The organism is Planotetraspora sp. GP83, assembly GCF_041262585.1.
In the GTDB taxonomy this organism is placed as follows: Bacteria; Actinomycetota; Actinomycetes; order Streptosporangiales; family Streptosporangiaceae; genus JAOEGB01.
In genome coordinates, this window is sequence record NZ_JBGCBZ010000017.1 from 110,499 (window position 1) to 133,130 (window position 22,632).

The 22,632-nt window shown below is 68.4% G+C and carries 23 protein-coding genes; 15 read left to right on the top strand and 8 right to left on the bottom strand.

Annotated features, from left to right (window positions below; translation table 11 throughout):
• Nucleotides 1-95: 95 nt before the first annotated feature.
• Nucleotides 96-1,238 (bottom strand): acyl-CoA dehydrogenase family protein, encoded by a 1,143-nt coding sequence (locus tag ABH927_RS23230; protein WP_370024430.1) that lies wholly within the window; start codon nucleotides 1,236-1,238, stop codon nucleotides 96-98.
• A 219-nt stretch (nucleotides 1,239-1,457) separates the two neighbouring features.
• Here ABH927_RS23230 and ABH927_RS23235 point away from each other — a divergent pair, with 219 nt between their 5' ends.
• Nucleotides 1,458-2,825 (top strand): MFS transporter, encoded by a 1,368-nt coding sequence (locus ABH927_RS23235; RefSeq protein WP_370024432.1) that lies wholly within the window; start codon nucleotides 1,458-1,460, stop codon nucleotides 2,823-2,825.
• A gap of 84 nt (nucleotides 2,826-2,909) precedes the next feature.
• Here ABH927_RS23235 and ABH927_RS23240 read toward each other — a convergent pair whose 3' ends face one another.
• Entirely contained in the window at nucleotides 2,910-3,443 is a 534-nt protein-coding gene (locus tag ABH927_RS23240; protein ID WP_370024434.1) for a carboxymuconolactone decarboxylase family protein, read from the bottom strand.
• Nucleotides 3,444-3,822: 379 nt separating this feature from the next.
• On the opposite strand from ABH927_RS23240, the gene ABH927_RS23245 reads away from it, so the two are divergent.
• The 12 genes from ABH927_RS23245 to ABH927_RS23300 all read left to right on the top strand — a co-directional run bounded on the left by ABH927_RS23245 (nucleotide 3,823) and on the right by ABH927_RS23300 (nucleotide 17,234).
• Nucleotides 3,823-4,269: a nuclear transport factor 2 family protein gene (locus tag ABH927_RS23245; protein ID WP_370024435.1), complete on the top strand. Its 447-nt coding sequence runs from the start codon at nucleotides 3,823-3,825 to the stop codon at nucleotides 4,267-4,269.
• 529 nt (nucleotides 4,270-4,798) lie between these two features.
• On the top strand, nucleotides 4,799-5,686 hold the full coding sequence (locus ABH927_RS23250; protein ID WP_370024437.1) for an alkaline phosphatase family protein: 888 nt from the start codon (nucleotides 4,799-4,801) through the stop codon (nucleotides 5,684-5,686).
• Nucleotides 5,687-5,807: 121 nt separating this feature from the next.
• Nucleotides 5,808-6,824: a hypothetical protein gene (locus ABH927_RS23255; RefSeq protein ID WP_370024438.1), complete on the top strand. Its 1,017-nt coding sequence runs from the start codon at nucleotides 5,808-5,810 to the stop codon at nucleotides 6,822-6,824.
• A 112-nt stretch (nucleotides 6,825-6,936) separates the two neighbouring features.
• On the top strand, nucleotides 6,937-7,224 hold the full coding sequence (tatA, locus tag ABH927_RS23260; protein ID WP_370024440.1) for a Sec-independent protein translocase subunit TatA: 288 nt from the start codon (nucleotides 6,937-6,939) through the stop codon (nucleotides 7,222-7,224).
• A gap of 364 nt (nucleotides 7,225-7,588) precedes the next feature.
• Entirely contained in the window at nucleotides 7,589-8,764 is a 1,176-nt protein-coding gene (locus ABH927_RS23265; RefSeq protein WP_370024441.1) for an ROK family protein, read from the top strand.
• Nucleotides 8,765-8,831: 67 nt separating this feature from the next.
• A complete protein-coding gene (locus ABH927_RS23270) occupies nucleotides 8,832-10,154 on the top strand; it encodes an ABC transporter substrate-binding protein (protein WP_370024442.1) in 1,323 nt (440 codons plus the stop codon).
• Nucleotides 10,155-10,160: 6 nt separating this feature from the next.
• Nucleotides 10,161-11,135 carry a carbohydrate ABC transporter permease gene (locus ABH927_RS23275; RefSeq protein ID WP_370024443.1) on the top strand — a complete coding sequence of 325 codons (975 nt, stop codon included), beginning with the start codon at nucleotides 10,161-10,163 and terminating at the stop codon, nucleotides 11,133-11,135.
• Nucleotides 11,135-12,013: a carbohydrate ABC transporter permease gene (locus ABH927_RS23280; protein WP_370024444.1), complete on the top strand. Its 879-nt coding sequence runs from the start codon at nucleotides 11,135-11,137 to the stop codon at nucleotides 12,011-12,013. Before ABH927_RS23275 ends, ABH927_RS23280 begins: the two co-directional genes overlap by 1 nt.
• Entirely contained in the window at nucleotides 12,010-13,272 is a 1,263-nt protein-coding gene (locus ABH927_RS23285) for a 6-phospho-beta-glucosidase (protein ID WP_370024446.1), read from the top strand. Before ABH927_RS23280 ends, ABH927_RS23285 begins: the two co-directional genes overlap by 4 nt.
• On the top strand, nucleotides 13,269-14,288 hold the full coding sequence (locus ABH927_RS23290; protein WP_370024447.1) for an N-acetylglucosamine kinase: 1,020 nt from the start codon (nucleotides 13,269-13,271) through the stop codon (nucleotides 14,286-14,288). The genes ABH927_RS23285 and ABH927_RS23290 overlap by 4 nt, the downstream gene beginning before the upstream one ends.
• A gap of 119 nt (nucleotides 14,289-14,407) precedes the next feature.
• Nucleotides 14,408-14,746: a hypothetical protein gene (locus ABH927_RS23295; protein WP_370024449.1), complete on the top strand. Its 339-nt coding sequence runs from the start codon at nucleotides 14,408-14,410 to the stop codon at nucleotides 14,744-14,746.
• Nucleotides 14,747-15,152: 406 nt separating this feature from the next.
• On the top strand, nucleotides 15,153-17,234 hold the full coding sequence (locus tag ABH927_RS23300) for a DUF6571 family protein (RefSeq protein WP_370024450.1): 2,082 nt from the start codon (nucleotides 15,153-15,155) through the stop codon (nucleotides 17,232-17,234).
• A gap of 6 nt (nucleotides 17,235-17,240) precedes the next feature.
• Here the strand turns inward: ABH927_RS23300 and ABH927_RS23305 are convergent, their stop codons facing one another.
• The 5 genes from ABH927_RS23305 to ABH927_RS23325 form a co-directional block, all read right to left on the bottom strand.
• Nucleotides 17,241-17,705: a hypothetical protein gene (locus tag ABH927_RS23305; RefSeq protein WP_370024451.1), complete on the bottom strand. Its 465-nt coding sequence runs from the start codon at nucleotides 17,703-17,705 to the stop codon at nucleotides 17,241-17,243.
• Nucleotides 17,706-17,977: 272 nt separating this feature from the next.
• Entirely contained in the window at nucleotides 17,978-18,292 is a 315-nt protein-coding gene (locus ABH927_RS23310; protein ID WP_370024452.1) for a hypothetical protein, read from the bottom strand.
• Nucleotides 18,293-18,391: 99 nt separating this feature from the next.
• Nucleotides 18,392-18,634, bottom strand: coding sequence for a DUF397 domain-containing protein (locus tag ABH927_RS23315; RefSeq protein ID WP_370024453.1), 243 nt, complete (start codon nucleotides 18,632-18,634; stop codon nucleotides 18,392-18,394).
• A gap of 126 nt (nucleotides 18,635-18,760) precedes the next feature.
• The gene (locus ABH927_RS23320; RefSeq protein ID WP_370024455.1) at nucleotides 18,761-19,099 is read right to left on the bottom strand and encodes a hypothetical protein; all 339 of its coding nucleotides are present in this window, start codon (nucleotides 19,097-19,099) and stop codon (nucleotides 18,761-18,763) included.
• The gene (locus tag ABH927_RS23325) at nucleotides 19,096-19,314 is read right to left on the bottom strand and encodes a hypothetical protein (RefSeq protein ID WP_370024457.1); all 219 of its coding nucleotides are present in this window, start codon (nucleotides 19,312-19,314) and stop codon (nucleotides 19,096-19,098) included. The genes ABH927_RS23320 and ABH927_RS23325 overlap by 4 nt, the downstream gene beginning before the upstream one ends.
• A gap of 254 nt (nucleotides 19,315-19,568) precedes the next feature.
• Here ABH927_RS23325 and ABH927_RS23330 point away from each other — a divergent pair, with 254 nt between their 5' ends.
• Nucleotides 19,569-21,068 carry a hypothetical protein gene (locus tag ABH927_RS23330; RefSeq protein ID WP_370024458.1) on the top strand — a complete coding sequence of 500 codons (1,500 nt, stop codon included), beginning with the start codon at nucleotides 19,569-19,571 and terminating at the stop codon, nucleotides 21,066-21,068.
• 4 nt (nucleotides 21,069-21,072) lie between these two features.
• Nucleotides 21,073-21,729 carry a 2'-5' RNA ligase family protein gene (locus ABH927_RS23335; protein ID WP_370024460.1) on the top strand — a complete coding sequence of 219 codons (657 nt, stop codon included), beginning with the start codon at nucleotides 21,073-21,075 and terminating at the stop codon, nucleotides 21,727-21,729.
• Nucleotides 21,730-21,893: 164 nt separating this feature from the next.
• Here ABH927_RS23335 and ABH927_RS23340 read toward each other — a convergent pair whose 3' ends face one another.
• Nucleotides 21,894-22,490, bottom strand: coding sequence for a dihydrofolate reductase family protein (locus ABH927_RS23340; protein ID WP_370024462.1), 597 nt, complete (start codon nucleotides 22,488-22,490; stop codon nucleotides 21,894-21,896).
• Between the last annotated feature and the right edge of the window lie 142 nt (nucleotides 22,491-22,632).

Sequence of the window (22,632 nt, forward strand, 5' to 3'; positions counted from 1 at the left end):
CGGATGAGCGCGTCACGTGGAGAGCGGCGCGAAGGCCTCCTCATCCACGTGGACGCGGTGGTCGTGCGCCAGGGCCGTCGGGGGCGGCTTGCCGATCAGACGCCGAGCGCGCGGCCGACGACTTCCTTCATGATCTCGTTCGTGCCGCCGTAGATCCGGCTGATCCGGCTGTCCCGCCAGAGCCTGCTGACCTCGTACTCGTCCATGAACCCGTAACCGCCGTGCAGCTGGACGCAGGTGTCCATCACCTCGCCCTGCAGGTCGGTGGTCCACTGCTTGGCGCCCGCCGCGTCCGCCGCCGACAGCTCGCCCGCGAGCATCTCCTCCACGCACCTGTCCACGTATGCCCTTGCGACCTCGGCCTTCGTCGTCAGATCCGCGAGTGTGAACCGGGTGTTCTGGAAGGCTCCGATCGGCTGCCCGAAGGCGTGGCGCTGCCTGCAGTAGTCCAGGGTCAGCTCGACCGCCCGCTCGATGACCGCGACCGCGTTGACCGCGATGGACAGCCGCTCCTGGCGGAGATTGCGCATGAGGTAGGAGAACCCCTTGCCCTCCTCACCGAGCAGGTTGGCGCGCGGCACCCGCACCTCGGAGAAGAAGAGCTCCGCGGTGTCCTGCGACTTGAGCCCCGCCTTCGCCAGCTTGCGGCCGCGCTCGAACCCCGGCATGCCGCGCTCGGCCACCAGCAGGCTGATGCCCTTGGCGCCCGCGGCGGGATCCGTCTTGGCCGCGACGATGACCATATCCGACAGCATCCCGTTGGTGATGAAGGTCTTCACGCCGTTCAGCACGTAGTGGTCGCCGTCGGGACGCGCGGTCGTGGTGATCGCCTTCAGGTCGCTGCCCGTGCCCGGCTCGGTCATCGCGATCGCGGTGATCAGCTCACCCGTGACCAGCTTCGGCAACCAGCGTTCGTGCTGCTCCTCGTTGCCGAGTTCGAGCAGGTACGGCAGGACCACGTCGTTGTGCAGGGTGAAGCCCACTCCCACGGTCCCGGTACGGACGATCTCCTCGTTGAGGGTCATGTTGTACCGGAAGTCGGAGACGCCCAGCCCCCCGAACCTTTCCGGCACCTCGAAGGCGAGCAGGCCGTGCTTGCCCGCCTCGGTCCAGATCGAGCGGGGCACGATGCCGGCGGCCTCCCACTCTTCGGCGTACGGCGCGGCCCGCTCGGCCAGCAGGCGATGACACATATCCCGAAAAGCGTCGTGCTCCTCGGTGAACAGGCGTCTCTTCATCGGGCACCTCTACTTTCAATTACTTAACGATCGCTAAGTAAGTGCATTCTAGGCGGCCCCCCGGGAACACTCAAGGACTCTCACCGCCGGATTCCGGCGATCAATACACGGATGACACAGCCGCGAAATTTATCTAGCGCTCGCTAAGTGATTCGGCTTACACTCCGGCCACCACTGCCACTCCTGGGGTGGTTCGACGGTGAACGTTGAGGAGGGTCCATGCCGGGCTCGGCTGAGCACAACCTGTCAGACACACGCAGACGACGAGTAGTAGGGGCGGTCGCGGGGGCAGCCGCGGTCGAGTGGTACGAGTTCTTCACCTTCGGACTCGCCGCCGCGCTGGTATTCGGACCTGAGTTCTTCCCAGCCACCAACGCCGCCGCCGGAGTGATGGCCTCCTTCGCGACCTTCGCCGTGGGCTTCCTGGCCCGGCCGATCGGCGGACTGGTCGCCGGCAACTTGGGCGACAAGTACGGCAGGAAGCCGATGCTCGTCGGCGCGCTCGTCCTCATGGGCATCGCCACCGGATGCATCGGCCTGCTGCCGGGGTACGCCACCATCGGCGTCGCCGCACCCCTGCTGCTGGTGGTGTTGCGCATTCTGCAGGGCCTGTCGATGGGCGCGCTGTGGGGTGGGGCATCTCTGCTCGCCACCGAACACGCTCCGGAGAACAAGCGTGGCGTCTACGGCAGCCTCATCACCTTGGGCGCCCCGATCGGGTCGCTCGTGGCACAGGGCGTGGCCCTGCTGGCCTCCAAGCTCGCGCCGGGGGCGGCGTTCCTCCAGTGGGGCTGGCGCGTGCCGTTCCTGGTCGGCTTCCTGACGATCGCGCTCGCCTACTACGTCCACCGCGTGGTCGAGGAGTCGCCCGACTCGCGGGCGGTCATCGCCGCACGCGCCTCCGCCGAACAGGAGGCCGAGTCCCCGATCGGGATGGTGCTGCGCCATCACCTCGGCACCGTGGTGCTGGCCGGATGCGCGACGCTGCTCATCAGCGCCGGCACCTACATCACCGCCAACGGGTTGCTGGACTACACGACCCGCGTCCTGCACGTGTCCCGCGACACGATGCTCGGCATATTCCTGGTGAACAGCTTCATCGCGCTGTTCTTCGTGCCCGCCGCGGCCGCCCTGTCCGACCGGGTGGGCCGGTTCAAGGTCTTCGCGGCCGGAGTGGTGGCCGTCGCGTTGGTCGCCGTCCCGATGCTCCTGCTCATCGACACCGCCCAGGGCGGTCTTATCGCCACCGCCATCATCGGCTACAGCATCCTGTCGACCCTGATGTCCGGGCCGCACACCGCTCTGATGACGGAGCTGTTCGACCCGGAGGTCCGCTACACGGCCGCCTCCATGGGCTACCAGGTCAGCTCGGCCCTCGCAGGCGGGCTCTCGCCGCTGGCGATGGTGGCGCTGCTGGAGGCCACCGGCAACAACTCCCTGTCCATCGCGGGCCTGATCATCGCCTTGGCTCTGGTGACGCTCGGGTCCGTGCTCATCCTCGCCAAGCGAGCCCGCGCACGGTCCGCACAGACCACCGCCGGGCATTCCATCGCCGGCCCGCCGCCGCCCACGCCCATCGCCGGCTGACCCAGGTGTCACCGGCGTGACCCGCGCCCCCGCGGCGGCCGCCGCGGGGGCGCGGGTCATCACGGGCCGACGGGCAGGGGCCGATCACATCCGGGGAACGGCCGGGACGGCGTCCGTGTCGACGTCCACCCTCAGCGTGTTGAGGAACAACGCCAGGCCCGCGTACTGACCGGCGAGCAGCAGGAGCTCGACCGTGCCGCGGTCGCCGAGCACCGCGTGCGCCCGGTCGAACGTCCGGTCGGCGGCGTCCTTCTCCAGGATCATCTCCGTGACAAGCTCGAGTGCCGCGTGCTCCGTCTCGTCGAACCCGCCGTCGTCGAGTTCTCCATCGACGCGCAGCGCGGCGAGCTCCTCTTCGGTCACGCCGTACCGGCGCGCCAGCGGCTCGTGCTGAGCGAGCTCGTAGGAGCACACCTGCAGATGAGCGATCCGCAGGATCACCAGTTCCCGCAGCCGCGCCGGCAGCAGCGTCGTCGTCGCGAGAAGGCCGCCGGTCTTCGCATAGGACGCCCAGACGCCCTGGGCATGCGCCAGCATCCGCGTCACGTTCAGCAGGTTGCCCGGGGGAAACGCGGCCGCCAGTTCTTCCGACGTCTCCGGGTAAGGCACGCGGGCCATGATCACCCTCCCCTTCTGATTGGGCAGCGTTCCATCGACCGGCTCGGCCGGCACAGGACCGGGGCCGGCCGTGTGCTGCCGGGCCTTCCGGTTCTACGCCTGCTACGATCGATTCGTCAACAGCAAATCGATTCCTGCCGCACGCAACGCACCTTCGAGCATCAGGGTCCGGCGTCCACTCGGGGCCGTGTCCCTGAAGATGCCGACCCCTGGAAGATGCTGTAGCCCCCGTCTATCACGAGGCAGTCCCCCCGGGTGATACGAGGTCGCCGGGCTCACCAGGTAGACGGCCGCTGATCCCTGTGCGCCGGGCAAGCACAGTCGTTCTCGGCTTTCCGCCAGACACCGATCCCAACGAGTTCAGAAATCAGGTGACGTCATGTCCTTCGCAGACGACTGGATCGCGATCTATCAGCTTCAGGCCAACTATGCCCGCTACGTCGACGAGCCGGACCTGGAGGCACTCGTCGGCCTTTTCACCGACGACGCGACGTGGTCCGCCTCCACCCCGATGAAAGTCACGTACCGCGGCCGGCAGGAGCTGACGGCCGGTCTGACGCAGGTGATCCTGATCTCACAGAACGGAGATCCGGAGATCTCCCACCCCTCCGTGCACATGCTGGGAAGCCCGGTCATCCAGATCGACGGAGACAGCGCGATCGGGCACTGGTCTCTCGTGGCACTGGCCCTGGCGGGCGCGGTGGGTGAGCCGGTTCTCCGTGCGACCGGCTCGTACGAGATCGCCTATTCGCGGGTGGACGCCGGCTGGAAGATCGCCCGGCTCGATCTGGCGATTCATTGGACGAACGCCACGGGCCTGACATGACATGACCCAGATGGGAGAGCGCTGTCGGCAGGGCTGTCACGCGCAGAGACTCCGAGTTTATCCGTATTTAGCCGCTATGCGAAGATTTATGCTGTGACGGAGGGGCCTCCGAGGCGCCACGCATTGTGGGGCGCGACCCCCGTGAGCGCGGCGGCTTGACCGCGACGGCGGGGGCCGCGCGTGGCGTTCAGCGCTTATTCACGCGGAGAGACACGATCGTCCCCGGAGGAAGGCCCGCCGTGGACGTGGCGCCCACCGGCTGCCACGGTCCCACGCTGTAGACGTACCCGACCATCGGGTTGACATGGAGCACGGTGACCGCGACCTGGTGTTCTCCGGTGCCGCCGGCGCAGTAGCTGGAAACCGTGGTCGCCGCCCTCCAGACGACCGGCGCACTCAGCGCGGCGTCCGGACGCCGCCGACGAAAAGAGAACCTACTGTTCGGCCGTCATTCACCTGGGCTCACCGGACGGTCGCAATCGCGATCTACCCTGACGGAGCCTGTCATCCCCCCTTACGGAGGACATCCATGGTCGTGTCCGCTGCGAAGTCCCGCATCCGCGGGAAACTCGTCCCGATCGTGTCCGCCCTCGGCGTCACCGCCGCGCTCGGCCTGTGGACCGGGACCGAGGCGAGCTCAGCCGCCACCGTGCCCTCGCCGAGCCACGTGGTCGTGGTCGTCCTGGAGAACCACGCCTACTCGCAGGTCATCGGCAGCTCCAGCGCGCCGTACATCAACTCGCTGGCCACCGGCGGGGCGAACCTCACCCAGTTCTACGCGGAGACCCACCCCAGCCAGCCGAACTACTACGCCCTGTTCTCCGGCAAGACCCAGGGCATCACCGGCGACGCCTGCGTCACGATCGGCTTCAGCTCCGCCGCCAACCTCGGCTCCGAGCTGATCGCGGCCGGGCAGACCTGGGGCAGCTACAACGAGGGCCTGCCCAGCCAGGGCTCCACGGTCTGCACCAACAGCAGCGGGAAGTACGCCCAGAAGCACAACCCCTGGTTCGGCTTCAGCAACGTCCCGACCTCCACGGCCTACACGTTCACGCAGTTCCCGACCAACTTCACCACGCTGCCGAAGGTCTCCTTCGTGGTCCCGAACCTGTGCAACGACATGCACGACTGCTCGGTCTCGACCGGCGACACGTGGGTGAAGAACAAGCTCGGCGCGTACGCCACCTGGGCCAAGTCCAACAACAGCCTGCTCATCGTCACCTTCGACGAGGACAACAGGCTCAGCGGCAACCGCATCGCGGCCGTCGTGTACGGCCAGCCGGTCATCCCGGGCAGCTCGTCGTCCACCACCTACAACCACTACAACCTGCTCCGGACGCTTGAGGACATGGCCGGGCTGACGACCCACGCGGGCAACGCGGCGACGGCCTCGGACATCACCGGGATCTGGAGCTGAGCTTGCCCCTGGCAGAACGCGGCGCGGCCCTCCGCATCGGAGCGACCCTCCCCGGCAGTGCGGCTCTCCACATCGGCGCAGCCCTCAGCTTCATCGCAGTCCTCCGCGAACGCGAGGTCCGATGACGCCGCGGGCGCGCGTGGTCACGCTGCTGGTCTCGGTGGCGGTGCTGGGCTCCGTCGCGTTCGCCTCGGTGCTGTACGCGGCGGACCGGGCGGGTGAGCGGAACCGGCCACAGCCGGGCGGGCCGAGCATCGCGCCCGGCGTCGTGACGCTCGGCGGCGGAGGGCACATGATCTTCCGCAACATGGCCTGGGGGCCGTACCGGGACCAGCTGGTCTCGGTGGCGGCCTCCGACCTCGGCGGCGCCCGGACCGCCGCGCCGGTCCGCTGCCTGCGCTTCCACGCGGCGGCCCAGACCGGGGTCTGCCTGCGCAAGGTGGACGGCCCGACCGGGGAAAGCTACTTCGCGTCCGTCCTCGACGGCCGGCTGCGGACGCTGCGCGACTACCCCGTCGCGGGCGTCCCGTCCCGGGCCAGGGTCGCGCCCTCCGGCCACCTGGCCGCCTGGACGGTCTTCGTGGGCGGGGACTCCTACGCGGGCAGCGACTTCTCCACGCGGACCTCGATCGTCGACACGCGGACGTGGACGCTCACCACGAGCCTGGAGACGTACGAGATCGTCAAGGACGGCAGGCCGTATCGCGCTCCGGACGTGAACTTCTGGGGCGTCACCTTCGCGGACGACGGCCACTTCTACGCGACCATGGCCACCAAACGGCAGACCTATCTCGTCCGCGGCGACATCGCCGCGCGCACGGTCACCACGCTGCGCCCCAACGTCGAATGCCCGTCGCTGTCGCCCGACGGGACCCGCCTGGTCTTCAAGAAGCGCGTCCCCGGCCTCAGCCCGGACGCGCCGTGGCGGCTGTACGCGCTGGACCTGCGGACCATGCGCGAGACGCCGCTGGCCGAGACGCGCAGCGTCGACGACCAGGTCGTCTGGGCCGGCGCGCGGACGGTGCTGTACGGCCTGCCGGGCGACTTCGGCGCCGACCTGTGGTCCGTCCCCGCCGACGGGACCGGGGCCCCGAAGCAGGTCGCCGCCTCCGCGCTCAACCCCGCCTTCACCGGCTGAGACGGCGGGCTCGGGCGCTACGCGGCGCCCGCCGGTCGGCAGGGCGCCGCTGTCACCGCAGGTCAGGGGCCGTAAGGTGGGCTCTGGGCACCATGGGGAAGGGGGAAGGCGCATGGGAGAGCTGTCCGTCTGGCACTGGCTGATCGTCGCCCTGGTGCTGGTGATGCTGTTCGGCGCGAAGAGGCTTCCCGACACCGCGAGATCTCTGGGGCAGGCGCTCCGCCTGTTCAAGAGGGAGACGAGCAGGCTCGCAGACGACGACGCGGAGACCGCGACCCGCGACCGGCCGTCCACCCCCGCTCCCGCTCTCTCGATAGAGGAACAGGCGCGTCAACTGGAGGAGCAGGCCGCCCGGCTGCGCGCTCAGGGCGATCAACGTCAGGGCCGGCAACCCGGCTGAGCGCCCGCGACTGCAGCCTGATGATGAGAACGGCCGGCGGGGCGCGGTTCGTCCTCAGGCTGCCGCTCGCGGCCCCCGCCACACGTGCGGACGCGTGATCGCCGCCCCTGGACGTGGTGAGCGCCGGTTCGTGCGGCACGCGCCCGCTGAACGACAGCGCATGATCACCAAGCGGCGAAGACCTGGTCAGCCGTACCAGCGGGGAATCCGTGCATGATCACACCCGAAGTTCGGCCCGGTCACCGCGGCCGACACGGAATCCGTGCATGATCACGCCCACTGACCCCCTTGACGTGGATTGATGTGCGCAAGTACATTTCCACGAAATTGTCTGGGAAGTTCCCAGACAGTAAGGGAGAAGACCGTGGAGCACCGCGCGGGAAGCCCTCAGTTGCTGCGGCAGATCAACGATCGCGCGGCGCTGCTGGCTCTGCTCGAGCGAGGGCCACTGACCCGGCTGGAGCTGGAGTCGCAGATCGGGCTGTCCAAGCCGGCGACCGCCGACCTGCTCCTCCGCCTGGAGAAGGAAGGCCATCTGGAGCGCGCGGGGTTCCGCGAGGGTGGCAAGGGGCCGCGTGCGCAGCTCTGGTCGGTCAACGGCGCGCTGGCCCACGTGGCGGCCGTCGACCTCACCCCCCAGGGTCTCGACGTCGCGGTGTCCGACATCCGCGGCGAGATCGTCGCCGAGCACCGGCACCGCGCCAGGAAGAACGTGGACCTCGGCGTGGAGGATCTTCGCCTGTCGGTGTCCGTCGCCGCCGCCGAGGTGGGCCTGACCCCGGGGCAGCTACGCCGGGTCGTCGTGGGGCTGCCCGGCTCCGTGGACAGGCGGACCGGCTATCTCGGCTTCGCCCCGCACCTGCCCGCGTGGCAGGGCTTCGACGTCCTGGAACGGCTGGCCGGAGCGGTCGGCACGTCGGTGGCGGTCGAGAACGACGTGAACCTGGTCGCTCTCGACGAGATGGCGGCCGGACAGGCGGCGGGGGTCGACGACTTCGCGCTGATCTGGATCGGGCAGGGCACCGGCGCCGCCGTGGTCTCCGATGGGCGCCTCCTGCGCGGGGCGTCCGGCGGAGCCGGCGAGATCGACTGGATGCCCTCCCCCACTCCCCCGGCGCCCGGCGCCCATGCCGTACCACCCCGGCAGCGGGTCGGCGACCTGCTGAGCAACGACGCGCTGAAGGAGCTGGCCGGGGCGCACGGCCTGGCCGGAGACGACCTGGAGGGGGTCGTCTCCGGAGCTCTCGGCGTGGACCCCGCCACCCGTGCCGCCTTCCTGCGGGAGGTGGCCCGGCGGGTGGCGCTGGCGGTGGCCGGAGTGGTGTCCGTCGTCGATCCCGAACTCGTGGTCCTCGCGGGCGACGTGGGCCGGGCTGGCGGCAGCGCCCTGTGCGACCTGGTCGCCGGGGAGCTGGGCGAGCTGGTCCTCCCCCGCCCGCGGATCCAACCAAGCCTGGTGACCGGCAACCCGGTCCGCTCAGGCGCGCTGCGGCTGGCCTTGGCCGGAGCGCGTGAAGAGGTGTTCGCCATCCCCTCCTGATGGCGGCCTCGCCCCTTTGACCCGGCCACGGTGGCGGGTCGGCAGTTTCACCCCCTTGGAGGGTTCAATGCGACGAATCGGTGTCGCGACGGCCTGTCTGGCGCTCGCCCTGGCCGCGGGTGCGTGTGGCGGCGTGGAGACAGGCTCATCCGGTACGGCTGACGCGCCGGCCGCGGGCGAGAAGGTGTCCCTCAGCGTCTGGAGCAAGTTCAGCGGTCGTGAGCTGGGGCTGCTCCAGAAGGCGCTGGACGGCTTCCACGGAAAGCATCCCAATATCACTGTCGACAACCGCGGAGGCCAGGACGACGACAAGGTCGCCCAGGCGATCCGAGGGGGCAACCCGCCCGACGTCGCCATCTCCTTCTCCACCGACAACATCGGCCAGTTCTGCTCCAGCGGAGCCTGGCAGGACCTCAAGCCCTACATCACGCGCGACAAGCTCGACCTGAACCAGATCCCCGCGGCCACGCGGACCTACACGGAGTTCAAGGGCACGCGCTGCGCGATGCCGCTGCTCGCCGACGTGTACGGCCTCTACTACAACAAGGCGATGTTCGCCAAGGCCGGCATCACCGCGCCTCCGAAGACGATGTCGGAGCTGTTCGAGTACGCCAAGAAGCTGACCGTCTTCAACCCCGACGGGTCCATCAAGGTCGCCGGGTTCGTCCCCACGATCGGCTTCTACTCCAACCACGTGCAGATGTGGGCGGCCAACTGGGGCGTGCAGTGGAAGGGCCAGGACGGCAAGTCCGCCCTCGGCACCGACCCGCAGTGGCAGACGATGCTCGAATGGGCGAAGAAGTTCACCGACTTCTACGGCAAGGACAAGCTGGCCAAGTTCACGGCCGGTCTCGGCCAGGAGTACTCGCCGGACCACGCCTTCGAGAAGGGCCAGATCGCCATGGCGATGGACGGTGAGTACCGCACCGCGTTCATCGCGGCCGAGGCGCCGGACCTCGACTACGCCACCGCGCCGTTCCCGGTCGCGGACAACAAGCCCGACCTGTACGGCGGGGGCTACACCACGGGCACGATCATCGGCATCCCGAAGGGCGCCAAGAACGCCGGCGCCGCCTGGGAGCTGGTCAAGTACATGTCCACGGACACCGGCGCCCTGCAGGGCCTCGCCCAGGGGCTCAAGAACGTCCCGTCCACGGTTCCCTCACTGCAGGACCCGACGCTGCAGCAGGACGAGCACTTCAAGACCTTCCTCGACATCTTCGCCAACCCGAACCTGTCCACGAACCCGGCCAGCTCGAACGGCGGGGCCTACCTGAAGAGCGCGGAGGACTTCGCCACCTCCTACCAGAGCGGCGGCGTGCCGGACCTGAAGGCCGGCCTGGCGAAGACCGCCGCGCAGATCGACGCCGACGCGCAACTCGGCGGCTGACCACCGATGTCTGCCAAGCCACACGCCGTGCCCGTGGCCGGGTCCCTCAGATGGATCCGGCCGCGGCCGGGGCACTGGATCCGGCCGCTGGCCTTCATGGCGCCCGCTCTGGTCGGCTTCGCGGTGTTCTTCGCCTACCCCCTCGGCGCGCTCCTCTACTACTCGTTCACCCGCTACGACCTGCTCAACACGCCCGTGTGGGTCGGTCTGCGCAACTACGCCTTCCTCCTCACCCAGGATCCGCTCGCCCGGAAGGCGGCCTACAACACCGTGTGGCTGGTGGTGGTCATCACCGTCCTCCGCCTGATCTTCGCGACCGGTGTCGCCGCCGTGCTGGCCCGCATCAGGAACGGCGCCGGGCTGTTCCGGACGCTCATCTACCTTCCGGCGCTGGCCCCGCCTGTGGCGGCCACCCTGGTCTTCACCTTCCTGTTCAACCCCGGCACCGGACCGGTGAACACGGTGCTGGGCTGGGTCGGCGTCAAAGGACCGCTCTGGTTCAGCGACCCCGCGTGGGCCAAGCCCGCGTTGACCCTGCTCACGCTGTGGGTCTCCGGAGAGCTGATCATCATTCTGCTGGCCGGGATGCTCGACGTGCCGGCTGAGCTGTACGAGGCGGCGGGCCTGGACGGCGCGGGCTCGATCAGGCGGTTCTGGCACATCACGCTTCCGTCGATCGCGCCGGTGCTCTTCTTCGGAGTGATCAACTCGATCATCCTGGGGTTGCAGTACTTCACCCAGGCCGTGGTGGCGGCGTCGGTGGCCTCCGGGTCGGCCGACATCGCCGGCAGCCAGCGGGTCATCGGCTACCCGGACAACTCGACGCTGACCTTCCCCGTCTGGCTCTACCAGCAGGGGTTCCACTACTACAACATGGGTTACGCATCGGCCATGTCAATCGCGCTGTTCGTCGTCTCGACCGTCTTCACCGTGGTCTTCGTCTACCGTCTGCGCCGCGGCTCCCACGCTGAGGAGGCCTGATGGCGACTCTCACGACGAGCGGTGCCGCGTCCCGGCGCGGGTCGTCGCGGCAGGATCGGCGTGGCGTCCTGCGCTGGATCGCGACCCACAGCATCGCGCTGGCGATCGGGCTCATGTTCGTCCTGCCGCTGGTCTTCGTCGCGCTCACCGCGTTCATGTCCGACCGGCAGGCCCTGACGTCCGACCTGTGGCCGCGCTCCTGGCACCCGGAGAACTTCGCCGAGGTCTTCCGCACCGCCCCCCTGCTGCGGTATTTCGGCAACAGCCTGATGTACTCGCTGCTGGCCACGGCCGGGATGCTGCTGTCCAGCGTGCCCGCCGCATACGCCCTGGCCCGGATGCGCTGGCGGGGCCGCCAGGTGGTGTTCCTCATCGTGATCGCCGCCATGATGATCCCGCCGCAGGTCCTGTCCGTGCCGCTCTACGTGCTGTGGGCCCGGGTCCACCTCACCGGGACCCTGTGGCCGCTGATCCTGCCGTATTTCCTGGTCGACGCGTTCAGCATCTTCCTGCTGCGGCAGTTCTTCCTGACGATCCCCCAGTCCTACCTGGACGCGGCCCGGGTCGACGGCTGCGGAGACCTGCGGGCCCTGCTCCGGGTGCTGCTCCCCATGACACGGCCGGGCATCGCAGCGGTGTCCCTGTTCTGCTTCATGTACACCTGGAACGACTACTTCGGGCCGCTGCTGTACGCCGGGGAGAACCCGGACAACTGGACGCTGTCGCTCGCGCTGGCGTCCTTCCGCGGCGCGCACCAGGTCCAGTGGAACCTCACCATGGCCGCGACCGTGCTCGTCATGCTGCCCGTCATCCTCCTTTTCGTCATCGCGCAGAAATCCTTCGTCCGAGGCATCACCTTCACAGGAGTCAAAGGTTGAAACTCACCGTCATCGGGGGCGGCTCCACCTACACCCCGGAACTCGTCAGCGGCATCGCCGACCGCCACGCGGGGCTCGACATCGACGAGATCGCGCTGGTCGACCCCGACCAGGAACGTCTCGAGGTGGTCGGCGGCTTCGCCCGCCGTCTCCTCGACCACGCGGGTCACCCCGCCAAGCTGCGGCTCACCTCGGATCTCGAAGCCGGCGTCGACGGGGCGTCCGCCGTGCTGCTCCAGCTGCGCGTCGGCGGCCAGGCCGCCCGCGCCACGGACGAGACCGTGCCACTGGAGTGCGGCTGCCTCGGCCAGGAGACCACCGGCGCGGGAGGCCTCGCCAAGGCGCTGCGCACGGTGCCCGTGGTCCTCGACGTCGCCGAACGGGTGCGGCGGATCGCCGGCGAGGACACCTGGATCGTCGACTTCACCAACCCCGTCGGCATCGTCACCCGGGCCCTGCTCAACGCCGGTCACCGCGCGGTCGGGCTCTGCAACGTCGCCATCACCTTCCAGCGCTGGGTCGCCGGGCTGCTCGGCGTCGCCCCGGACTCGGTCGCCCTGGAGCACGTGGGGCTCAACCACCTGACCTGGGTGCGTGCCGTACGCGTCGACGGAGTGGACGTGCTCCCCCGCTTGCTGGCCGACCACGGCGACCAGCTCGCCGAGCACGTCGGGCTCCCCGCCATGGTGATGCGCCGCCTCGGCGCGGTGCCGTCCTACTACCTGAAGTACTACTACCGTCACGACGAGATCGTGGCCGAGGAGCTCACCCGCCCGTCGCGGGCCGAGACCGTGGCCGAGCTGGAGCGCGGCCTCCTTGAGATGTACCGCGACCCGAGTCTGGTCTCCAAGCCGGCGCTGCTGGAGCAGCGGGGCGGCGCCTACTACTCGGAGGCGGCGGTGCAGCTCGTGGCGTCCCTCCTGAACGACCGGGGAGACGTGCAGGTGGTGAACGCCCGCAACGGCTCCACCCTGCCGTTCCTGCCCGCCGACGCCGTGGTGGAGGTCCCCGCGCGGATCACCGGCGCCGGCGCGGAGCCGCTCCCGGTGGCCCCCCTCTCACCGGCGATCGCGGGACTCGTCGCCCACGTCACCGCGTACGAGAACCTGGCCCTGGAGGCGGCCGTCCACGGCGGCCGTGACCGGGTGTTCGACGCGCTGCTGGCGCACCCGCTCATCGGCCAGATCGAGCAGGCGTCGGCCCTGGCCGACCGGCTGGTCGCGGTCAACCGCGCGTTCCTGCCCTGGGCGGACGCGTGATCGACGGGATACTGGCGCTCGACGGCGGCAACTCCAAGACGGATGTGCTCCTCGTCGCCTCCGACGGCACGGTGTTGTCCCAGGTCCGCGGCCCCGGGGCGTCCGCGCAGCGGGAGGGCCTCGCCACCGGCGTCGCCACCCTCGACGCCCTGGTCCGCCAGGCCGTACGGCAGGCCGATCCGCACGCGCGGCCCCCGTACGCCCGGCACACGGCGGCGTACATGGCCGGGGTGGACTTCGGCCGGGAGCAGGAGGCGCTGACGCGGGCGCTTACCGAGCTGGGCTGGTCCGAGAGCATCACCGTCGACAACGACACCTTCGCGCTGCTGCGCGCGGGGACTCGGCGCGAGCACGGGGTCGCGGTGGTCTGCGGGGCGGGCATCAACTGCGTCGGCGTGGCGCCGGACGGCAGGACCCTGCGGTTCCCGGCGATCGGCCGGCTGTCCGGTGACTGGGGCGGCGGCCTGTTCCTGGGCGACGAGACGCTGTGGCGGGCGGTGCGGGCGGAAGACGGCCGCGGCCCCGACACCGCGCTGCTCCCCGCGGTGACCGCCCACTTCGGCGTGTCCCGCGCGGCCGAGCTCGTCGAGCGGCTCCACTTCGGGGAGGTCAGCCGGAGCCGGTTGGTTGAGCTGACACCGCTGCTGTTCGCCACCGCGCGGGCCGGGGACGCCGTGGCGAGAAAGGTCGTGGACCGGCTCGCCGAGGAGGTGGTCCTGCTCGCGTCGGCGGCGCTGCGCCGGTTGGATCTGCTCGACGTCCCGGTCGACATCGTGCTCGGGGGCGGGGTCCTCGCGTCCGGCGACGAGCGCCTGCTCGACCGCATCCGCGCGGGGTGCCGTGAGACGGCTCCGAAGGCGGAGACCCTGGTGGCCGACGTGCCGCCGGCCGTCGGCGCCGCGCTGCTCGGCCTGCAGGAGATCGGCTCACGAGCCGAGGCGGAAGACCGCCTGCGCGACAGCTACCGCACCGCTCCCCTTACCCGATCCGTCGTCGCCGCCGCCAACGTCCCGTAGCCGGCGGTTCTCATCCCCGGAAGGCTCGTCCGGTACGCGCTCCGCGCGGCGCGACCAGGCCGCGCCGTCCGGATATGCGAGCATGATCGCCGGGGGGCTCCAGAGTTTTCGGGGGAGAAATGCTTCGCACGTTCGTAGTGGCGGCGGCCATGGCCGCTGGGGTGTCGGCGGGGATGACCGTTCCGTCGGCAGCCGCCTGGGCCGTCGGCCCCATGCCGTCCATGCCCGCGCATGCCGCCTGGGCCACCGACCGGCCGATCTCCGCCGGCTGCACTCCCGGTGACCCGGCCACGCCGTGCGCCGCGGTGCTGTGCCCGGCGGGCACTATGTGCGTGCCGTCGCCAAAGCAGTGTTTCACCACACCGTGCCCCCAGGTCGACTGCGTCCCGGTGACCCGGCCCACCGCCGTGACCCCGCGGGCGCTGGTACTTCTTGGCCTGCGCCTGCGGCTTCTCTGACCTGCGCGGGCGCGGCACTGGCACCGGCAGCGTGAGGACCTCCCGGACGGCCGGCGTTCCACGCCGGCCGTCTTCTGCGCTGTGTATAGTTCAACGGCTGAGCGCCCTGTTGGAGACTCCGCAGCACCCCTCGGGCGCGCAGGCGCGCCACGTGCTGGGCGGCCCGTTCCGGGGCCGTGCCGCCGCGGATGAGCAAACCCACCTCGATGTTCCTGGCCGATTGGGCAACGGGGTCCCACCTTTTCAGCGGTGCGGCAGTGCTCTACTCTCTATGGGTTCTTCGAAAAAGCGGCCGGATGGAGCTCCTAACGGCGTAGCAGCCAGCACGCCGTGAGCGACTGAGTCCAGCCGGCGCGACCCGGGGCTACAGGTGTGCGCATATGTACGGGGGAACGGGGGGCCATCGATGACGGAACCGGCAACTCCTGGAACAGGTCCTTTATCGCCGGAATTCAGCGGCATCGATCCGGACAGAATGCACCAATTCATCAACTCCCTCACGCACGGCCACGATGTCATCCGGCAGGAAACGGACGCCATCCGGAGCCTGCTGAGCTCGGTGAACGTCTCTGCCACCGCACTGAATCCCGTTGGGGAGATCCTGGCCTGGCTTGAGACGGAGCTCCCCACGCTGCGGCGGCGGCAGGCGACCATTCTCGCCTCGAACGACATCACGGCATGGCTGCCGGGCGTGGCGTCCGGGCTGGTGCCGCTGGATGAGAGCGCGGTGCTCGCCACATCCGAAGCGCAACGTCAGGGCCGGGCGCTGGCAGAGCGGTTCACCGCCACCAACGCGAGCGACTACGGCTTCCCCATCGGGAAGACGGCCAACGACGCCTTCGCCCGTCTGGTCGCCGAGCTGAACGCGCACCGTAACGACGCCGACTTTGTCGCCGCTTTCTTCGCCGCGCTCGGAGCCAAGGGAACCCTCGGGCTCGCCGAGAAGCTCAGAGCCGGGATGGACGATCCCGAAAAGGCAATCGACGTGGTGAGCCGGGCCTTCGGCACGGCGGTCCGGGAGGGGGCCGGCGTGCCGGGCTTCGCCGCGGTCAGGTACGAGCTTGTGACCGGCAAGGCTCCGGCTGGTGCGGCGTTGGAGCCGTTCTCGAAGTCGGCCGCCGGTCCTCAGCCGCCCACGCATGCCGGTTTCGCGGAGCTCCGGGACGGCCAAGTGCCCGTATCGGAGAACGGCGAACGGCGACTGGGCGACCTGCTGCGGGCCGGCGAGTTCCCCGCCGACTGGCTCGCCGCGGTCGTAAGCATGCACGCGCTCGGCAAGAAGAGCACGGTCAACGGGACGGACCTGGCGGGCTTACTGAACGCCCTGGGCAACAACTCTAAGGCGGCCAGGACAGCGATCTCCACCGCGACCAAGGAGTACGGCTCGCTCTCAAAGGCGCTCAGCGCCCTCAACAAGAAAGTCGGAGTGTGGGGCACGTACTCGAATCAGCCGGACATGCAGATGAAGGAGGACTCTCGGGGGGACGCCTTCGGCCGCATGCTGGCCGCGGCGTCCGGAGCGTACGACGAGAAGGACGGGGCGCATTCCGCCGAGGCCGCGATGCTCGCCTTCCAGCTCATGCGCGAGCTGCCCAAGCTCGACATCCAGGAGCCGACCCGCGTGCATCTGGCCGAGATCGCCGGGTCGTACGCGACCGAGATCGTCGAGGGAGCCAACCTCGGCGACGCCAACCGCACGCAGCCCAGCGCGTTCGGCCCGGTGAAGACCATCATCCCCGGCCTGAACCCGTCCTTCCGGCTGAGCCCGAAGGACACGTACGCCTTCGTCAAAACGTTCGCAGACTCCCCCGAGCACATCAAGCCTTTCGAAGAAGGAATGGGCAACCTCACCAACAAAATCGTGAACATCGCCGCAAAAAAGGACCACGGCGCGAGCACGGAGCATCTTGAGCGAGCGATGAGAGCGCTCGGATATGTCGCCGGGATGCAATTAATGGCAGAGCGCGAGGTGCAGGGTGCGCTCGACGCCGAAGACCAGTTGCGAATCAAAACCCAGCTCTTTACCTATGGTCTCGCCCTCGGCGTGGGCGGCCTGGCCATCCCAGGTATGGGCGGGCAGGTCTTATGGTTAGGAGTTTCCACCCTTACGCCGCCTGGCCTGGAAGGGATACTGACGCCAGATAAGACCCGGGTAGATGCTCTTAAGGAGAATGACAGGGCCGCCGCGCTGGCCCGGGAAACCTGGCTGGCGAACCTGTTGATGTCGAATGGCTTCAAGGCCCAGGTTCCCCCGACCGATGCCCGCTTCTCCCACCCTCCCATCACCGGGCGCGACGGCAAACTCCTACCCTTCAACGAGATCGCCAAGAACCAGAAAGCCGTGAAGAACTTCGACAACTGGCTGATAGCCAACGGCTCCGGCGGGACAGACAAAACCCAGCTTGGCGAGGCTCAGATAGCGCTAAAGATAGCGTTCAACGGGCCGCGAAGCGGAGTGGAAGACGCGGGAACTTTAGCATATCAATGACATGCCTTAGCTCATTTTAAACGGCAGGCAGTCCGTTTCACCCCGGACCACCATCTCACCTTTAGTGGGCGAGGAAAGCAGGATCCGTGTCCGATATTGTTCTCCAACGGCCTCCTGTTCGGTCAAGCTTTTCGCGTAGCTGGGAAGCTTATACTTTGCAACTTGGTGCAGACCCCCGATGAGGGTCAGAGTGACCATTTCAGAGTTCCCTGAGCCCACACCAGCCTTAGCCTTCACGGCATAGGTCCGTTTGGATCTCCCATCGCCGCAAGGGATATCCTTTCCCCCGGGATCAGTCACCGTTATATCGGTCGCGAAAGCATACTTCATGGTCTGATCGATATGGCTCTTGAGGATTGGCTCTACTTGAGCGGCGGTGGGCTCCTTGGAGGTGGGGGGATCGCTACATCCGGACAGCATCAGCCCGGCTGCCAGGGAAATCGAGATGATGCGCCAGGGGCGAAGCGTCATGCGATCCTCCAGACAACCTGGTCCACGGTCACACTCCATGATGTCAACCGACCGGCTCATCGTACGTTCCTTTTAGAGAAATACATAGGTCCAGCCTCTTCACGCCGCAAGGACATGGGTCATTACCGCACCACCTCCTAGCGGCATGATTAATTCGCGCTTGATTTCTGGCCGCCTATTGGGCGGGTGGAGGCCCCGAGGCGCGCGCCATCAGACCTCGGGGCCGGTCATGGCCCGCCTGCCGTCACGGGGGCTTCCGGCAGGCGGGCGGCTCAGGTGACGGGGCAGCGGTGGCCGGCGTCCCGGTTCGGGGAGCAGCACCCGATGCGCCCCTCGTCGACCTGCCGGAGAAAGGACGGCTCGGCGGGTCGGTAACGCTCGGTCAGCCACTCCAGCGCCTCCCCCACCGAGCCCGGCGAAGCGTCGATCCGGTTCCGAGGCTTCAACAACCAGTCGCACGTCCGCATCGGCGGCAGCGGCGAAGCCAGGAACGGCCCCGGATCGCCGGACGACGGAGGCGGACGGCGCTCGGCCTCGTTGCGCCGGTCGTCGCCGACCCCCGTCCAGGAGTAGCAGTGGAGGTGCATCGGACTCCTCATCTGGGAGTGCTTGCGGAGGGGGTACCCGTACAGTTGGGGTGCGGGTCCCTGCCTGCTTGCACCGGGCAGGGGCCGCACGCCTGTGGGCTACAGGAGGGCGGTCAGTCCGGCGGCGCGCAGTTCGTCACTGGCGAACCGGAGCGTCCCGGCACCAGGGTTCTTGCTGTCGCGCAGCGCGAAGGCGTCGCCGGCACCGGGGATCGGGGCGATCTCGACACAGGTCTCCTGGTCCTGCTCCTGCTCCTGCTGATTGCCGCCGCACAGTCGCCGGAAGCGTGCTCCGGCGAGGTCGCGCTCGTACAGGTCGTCCATCTCGTCCTTTCCTTTCATGGCGTCCCGCCTGGACAGGGCGTGCCAGGCGGGTCTTCGAAGAGGGCGGCCTCCCCCCAGCCCCCACGGCGTACGGAGGCCTCCCGTGCCCCGCCGACCGCAGCCAACTGCGACCGGCGGGGCGACTCATCGGGCCTGCCCAGCGAGCAGGCGCCGCCACCACTCGTACGCCTCCTCCCGGCGCCACCACCGCGCGGTCCACGTCACGGCGGGCACCTCGGGACGGGGCAGGGTGCGGCGGCAGATCTGAGAGACGCCGCCGACGCAGACCAGTTCATAGGCGGTCATCCGGCAGGGGCAGGTGTGCGCGACGACGCGGCCCCGCCCGAGGCTCTCCTCGATCCACCACAACGCCGTACGCCCTGGACGCGGCACGGCGGGGTGCGGCGAAACTCCCGGGCAGTCCTCGTCATCCTGGTCGGCGGCGATGTCGTCCAGCGCAAGGTCCGCGGCGGACGCACTCACCGGGCCCTCCCCCCGGCGATTCCCTCCTGCGCCGCGATCGCCTGGCACAACGCCACCAGGTCGTCGCCGTCGACCGTCCGGTGTGCGCCCGCTTCCTCCACGGCCGAAGGAAACGGCCGTTCACGCGTCGCCCACAGCCGCCCGGCGTCGCTGCGCATGATCCGCCACCCGGCGAAGACCGGACGAACGGCGGCAACAGCCCTACTCTGTGTCATGGGTCAGGACCACCATCCTGATCAAGGGCTCGTACGGCGGTTCCAGCGCCTACGAGCCCCGCTCTTCTGCTTGTAACCCTCAGTGTCGCAACAGAGACCGAGCGTATAGAGAGCCAGAAGAGTTAGCGCGAGTTGAGCCCTGTGACCTGGCATTTCAACCGAGGCGACATCATCCGGTTAGCCGTAACAGATCAACTACTAAAAGTGATATAGGCTGGCTGCGTACTCGTTCGCACCCCGAGGTGGATCTCGCCATGAACCGACGTACAGGTCCAAGCGGCCAGCAGCGCGCCCACCGCTCCCAGCAACTTCGGGCGCGCGGACTGACGTGGGACCAGATCGCTGCCGTCTGGGAAACGGATTGCCCCGAGATCGGCCCACGAGTCGCCCTCCGCTGGGCCCACAATCTCAGCCACCAGGAGGTCGCGGACCACTGGAACGCGCTCGACATCGGCGAGCCGACGATGGTCAAGGCCCGCATCTACCAATTCGAGCACTGGCCTGCGAAGGGGCGGCGGCCCAGCCTTTCGGCCTTGCACACGCTCGCCCGCATCTACCAGGTTCACGCACATCGCCTGCTCAGCGACACCGAATACGCGCTCTACAGCTCACAGGACCGACAGGAAATCGACCGGATCGACTACCGGCGGCTCGACGAAAACTTCCGCGACAATGTCCCCGCGTCCTGCCAGGTGCCGCAGTTCCCGGGGACCGCTGAGGTATCTCATCCGGCCACATCACAGATGCGCGACCGCCGTGCCCTATCGCCTCAAGAGCAGCTCGAACTCTACGCCAGGGAGTCCTCCCACATTCTCAGCGAGGCAGAGTTCAGCAACGTGGGTTCATCGACGATCGAGCGACTGAACGCGGACCTTAAGCGCATCGCGGCCGATTACCTGAAGGCCCCGACCGGCCCTCTCCTCCGTGACGTACGGCGTATCCGTGACGAAGCGCTTCGGCTGCTGGAAGGGCATCAACCGCTGCGGTATCGCAAGGACCTCTACCTGGTTGCCGGCTGGGCCATGACGCTTCTCGCGTGGATCAGCACTGACCTGGGGAGACCCAGCGCGGCGATCAGTCATGCCCAGGCGGCCTCGCATTTCGCCGAGGAGACGGGGCACGACGCTCTCCGCGCGTGGGTCTGCAAGTCTCAGCAGGTAGCCGCCTATTGGGACGAACGCAAAGTGGAAGCCGTACGTCACGCCGAGCGCGGACTCGAGTACGCCCGAGGTGCGGGCGGAGAAACCGAACTGATGCTCGCCAGCACGCTTGCCCTTGATTACGCGCGGCTCGGGCGACCGGACGATGCCCGGAGGTTGTTGCGCCGTGCTCAGGAGATCGATCCGACAACCTCAGAGCATTTCCCTGGCGGGCCACTGAGCTGCTCCTCGGAGCGGGCCTTGAGCTACTGGGCCGATACCTATCTCATGCTGAACGATCCTGGCAGCGCGTTAACCGCGGCCAGTCGCTCCGTCGCGATCTCCCAAGGTCGGCCAATGCGGGACCGGAATCTCGGCACCGAGCGGATGACCGCGCTGCACATCGTCCGTGCCCACATCGACGCGGGAGCCTTGGACGGGGCCAGCGAGGCGCTGCGCCGGGTGCTGGAGACACCGCCGGAACTCCGGGCGGCGCCCCTGCTGTTCAAGCTTGGTGAGATCGCCAACCGCGTGCCAGCCAGTGGCCACGGGAAGGACATCCGCGAGGGGATCAGGGCGTTCTGTTCCGAGAGCCGACCGCCTCTGGAAGGGTGATCCCGTGACGGAAATTGACGAGCGGACGCGTAATCACTGGTGGTGGCGCCCAGGCTGGCGGCAAGGCCGGTCGTTCTACACCTGGCACTTCCTTGTCGGCGAGCAACCCGCCCTGCGTGAGTTCGCGGCACGGCTGCGCCCCCATCTCGAAGAGGCGGACGTCCTCGATCCCATCCCCTTCGAGTGGCTGCACATGACCCTTCAGGGTGTGGGCTTCGCGGACGAGGTGAGCGAGGATGACATTACTGCGATCGGTACGGCGACAGCCAGCCACGTGGCCGAACTACGCCCTATCTCGGTAGAGCTGGGTCCGGTGGTCGCGGACGCGGAGGGCGTACACCTGCCAGTGCGGCCAGTCCAAGCCGTAGCCGCCGTTCGCCGGGGCATCCGCGACGGCATCGCAAAGGTATGGGGCAAGGATCGTGTGCCCGAGGCCGAAGACCGCTTCTACCCGCACGTCAGCCTCGCTTATGCCAACACCTCTGGATCTCCCTTAGCTCCGATCCGGGAGACCCTCAGCCAGCATGCCGAGATCGTGCCCATGACTCTCACACACGTCTCGCTGATCGACCTCAACCGGGACGAGGGCACATACCAATGGAACGTCGTCATGACACCACCGCTCGGCCAGACCGACGGTCGGGCACAACCGAGGGTCTGACGGCGATGCCACCGAGTTTGAGGAAGGCGCAGCACGCCTGGCGTACACCAAGGTGAACCTCTGGCACTCGAAGACAGGGCGATGGCCCTGGCGAGGCCACCGCTCGTGACGGGCAGCAGCGAGCTGTGAACCATCCGGCGACGGGGGCTGGAGAAACTGCAGGCTCAGCCCGCGTTTCCGGGGCGCTGGTAGCGGAGGAGGACGACGCCGTTGCCGAAGGTCCGGGTCTCGGCGAGGCGCAGGTCGACCCGGGCGTCGGACGCCTGGAACAGGGGCCTGCCCTGTCCGAGGACGATCGGGTGGACATAGAGCCTGAACTCGTCGATCAGGTCGTGGCGCATGAAGGCCGCAGCGAGGTCGGCCCCTCCGAGCGCCAGGTCTCCGCCGGGCTGAGCCTTGAGGTCCAGGATCTCCTCGACGACGAGTTCCCGGACCACCGTGGCGTTCCAGTCGGCCCGCTCCAGGGTCTTGGAGTAGACGATCTTCGGCATGTCCCGCCAGATGCGGGCGAACTCCACCACGGGCTCGCTGCTCGACGGGTCCTTGTCGGCTGTCGGCCAGAATTCGGCCATCAGCTCGTACATGACACGTCCGTTGAGAAAGGCGCCCATCCGGCTGAGCTGCTCGTTGAAATGTCGATGCAGCTCGTCGTCGACCAGGTGCCAGTCGAGCTCGCCGTTTGGTCCCTCGAAGAATCCGTCGAGAGACACCGACATCTGCACAACGATCTTCCTCATCGCGGTCCCTTCGAAGTCGCCCATAGAAGGCTCCACCCGGCCAGGCCGGGCGGAAGCCCTGTCGATGGCGATTCTGTAACATGCCGCGGGCGAGAGCGGCCGTTTCGCCTCCCGAGCCTGCCGTACGACAGGAGGTACGGCAGGCCCGAACGGCGATGGCCGCCCG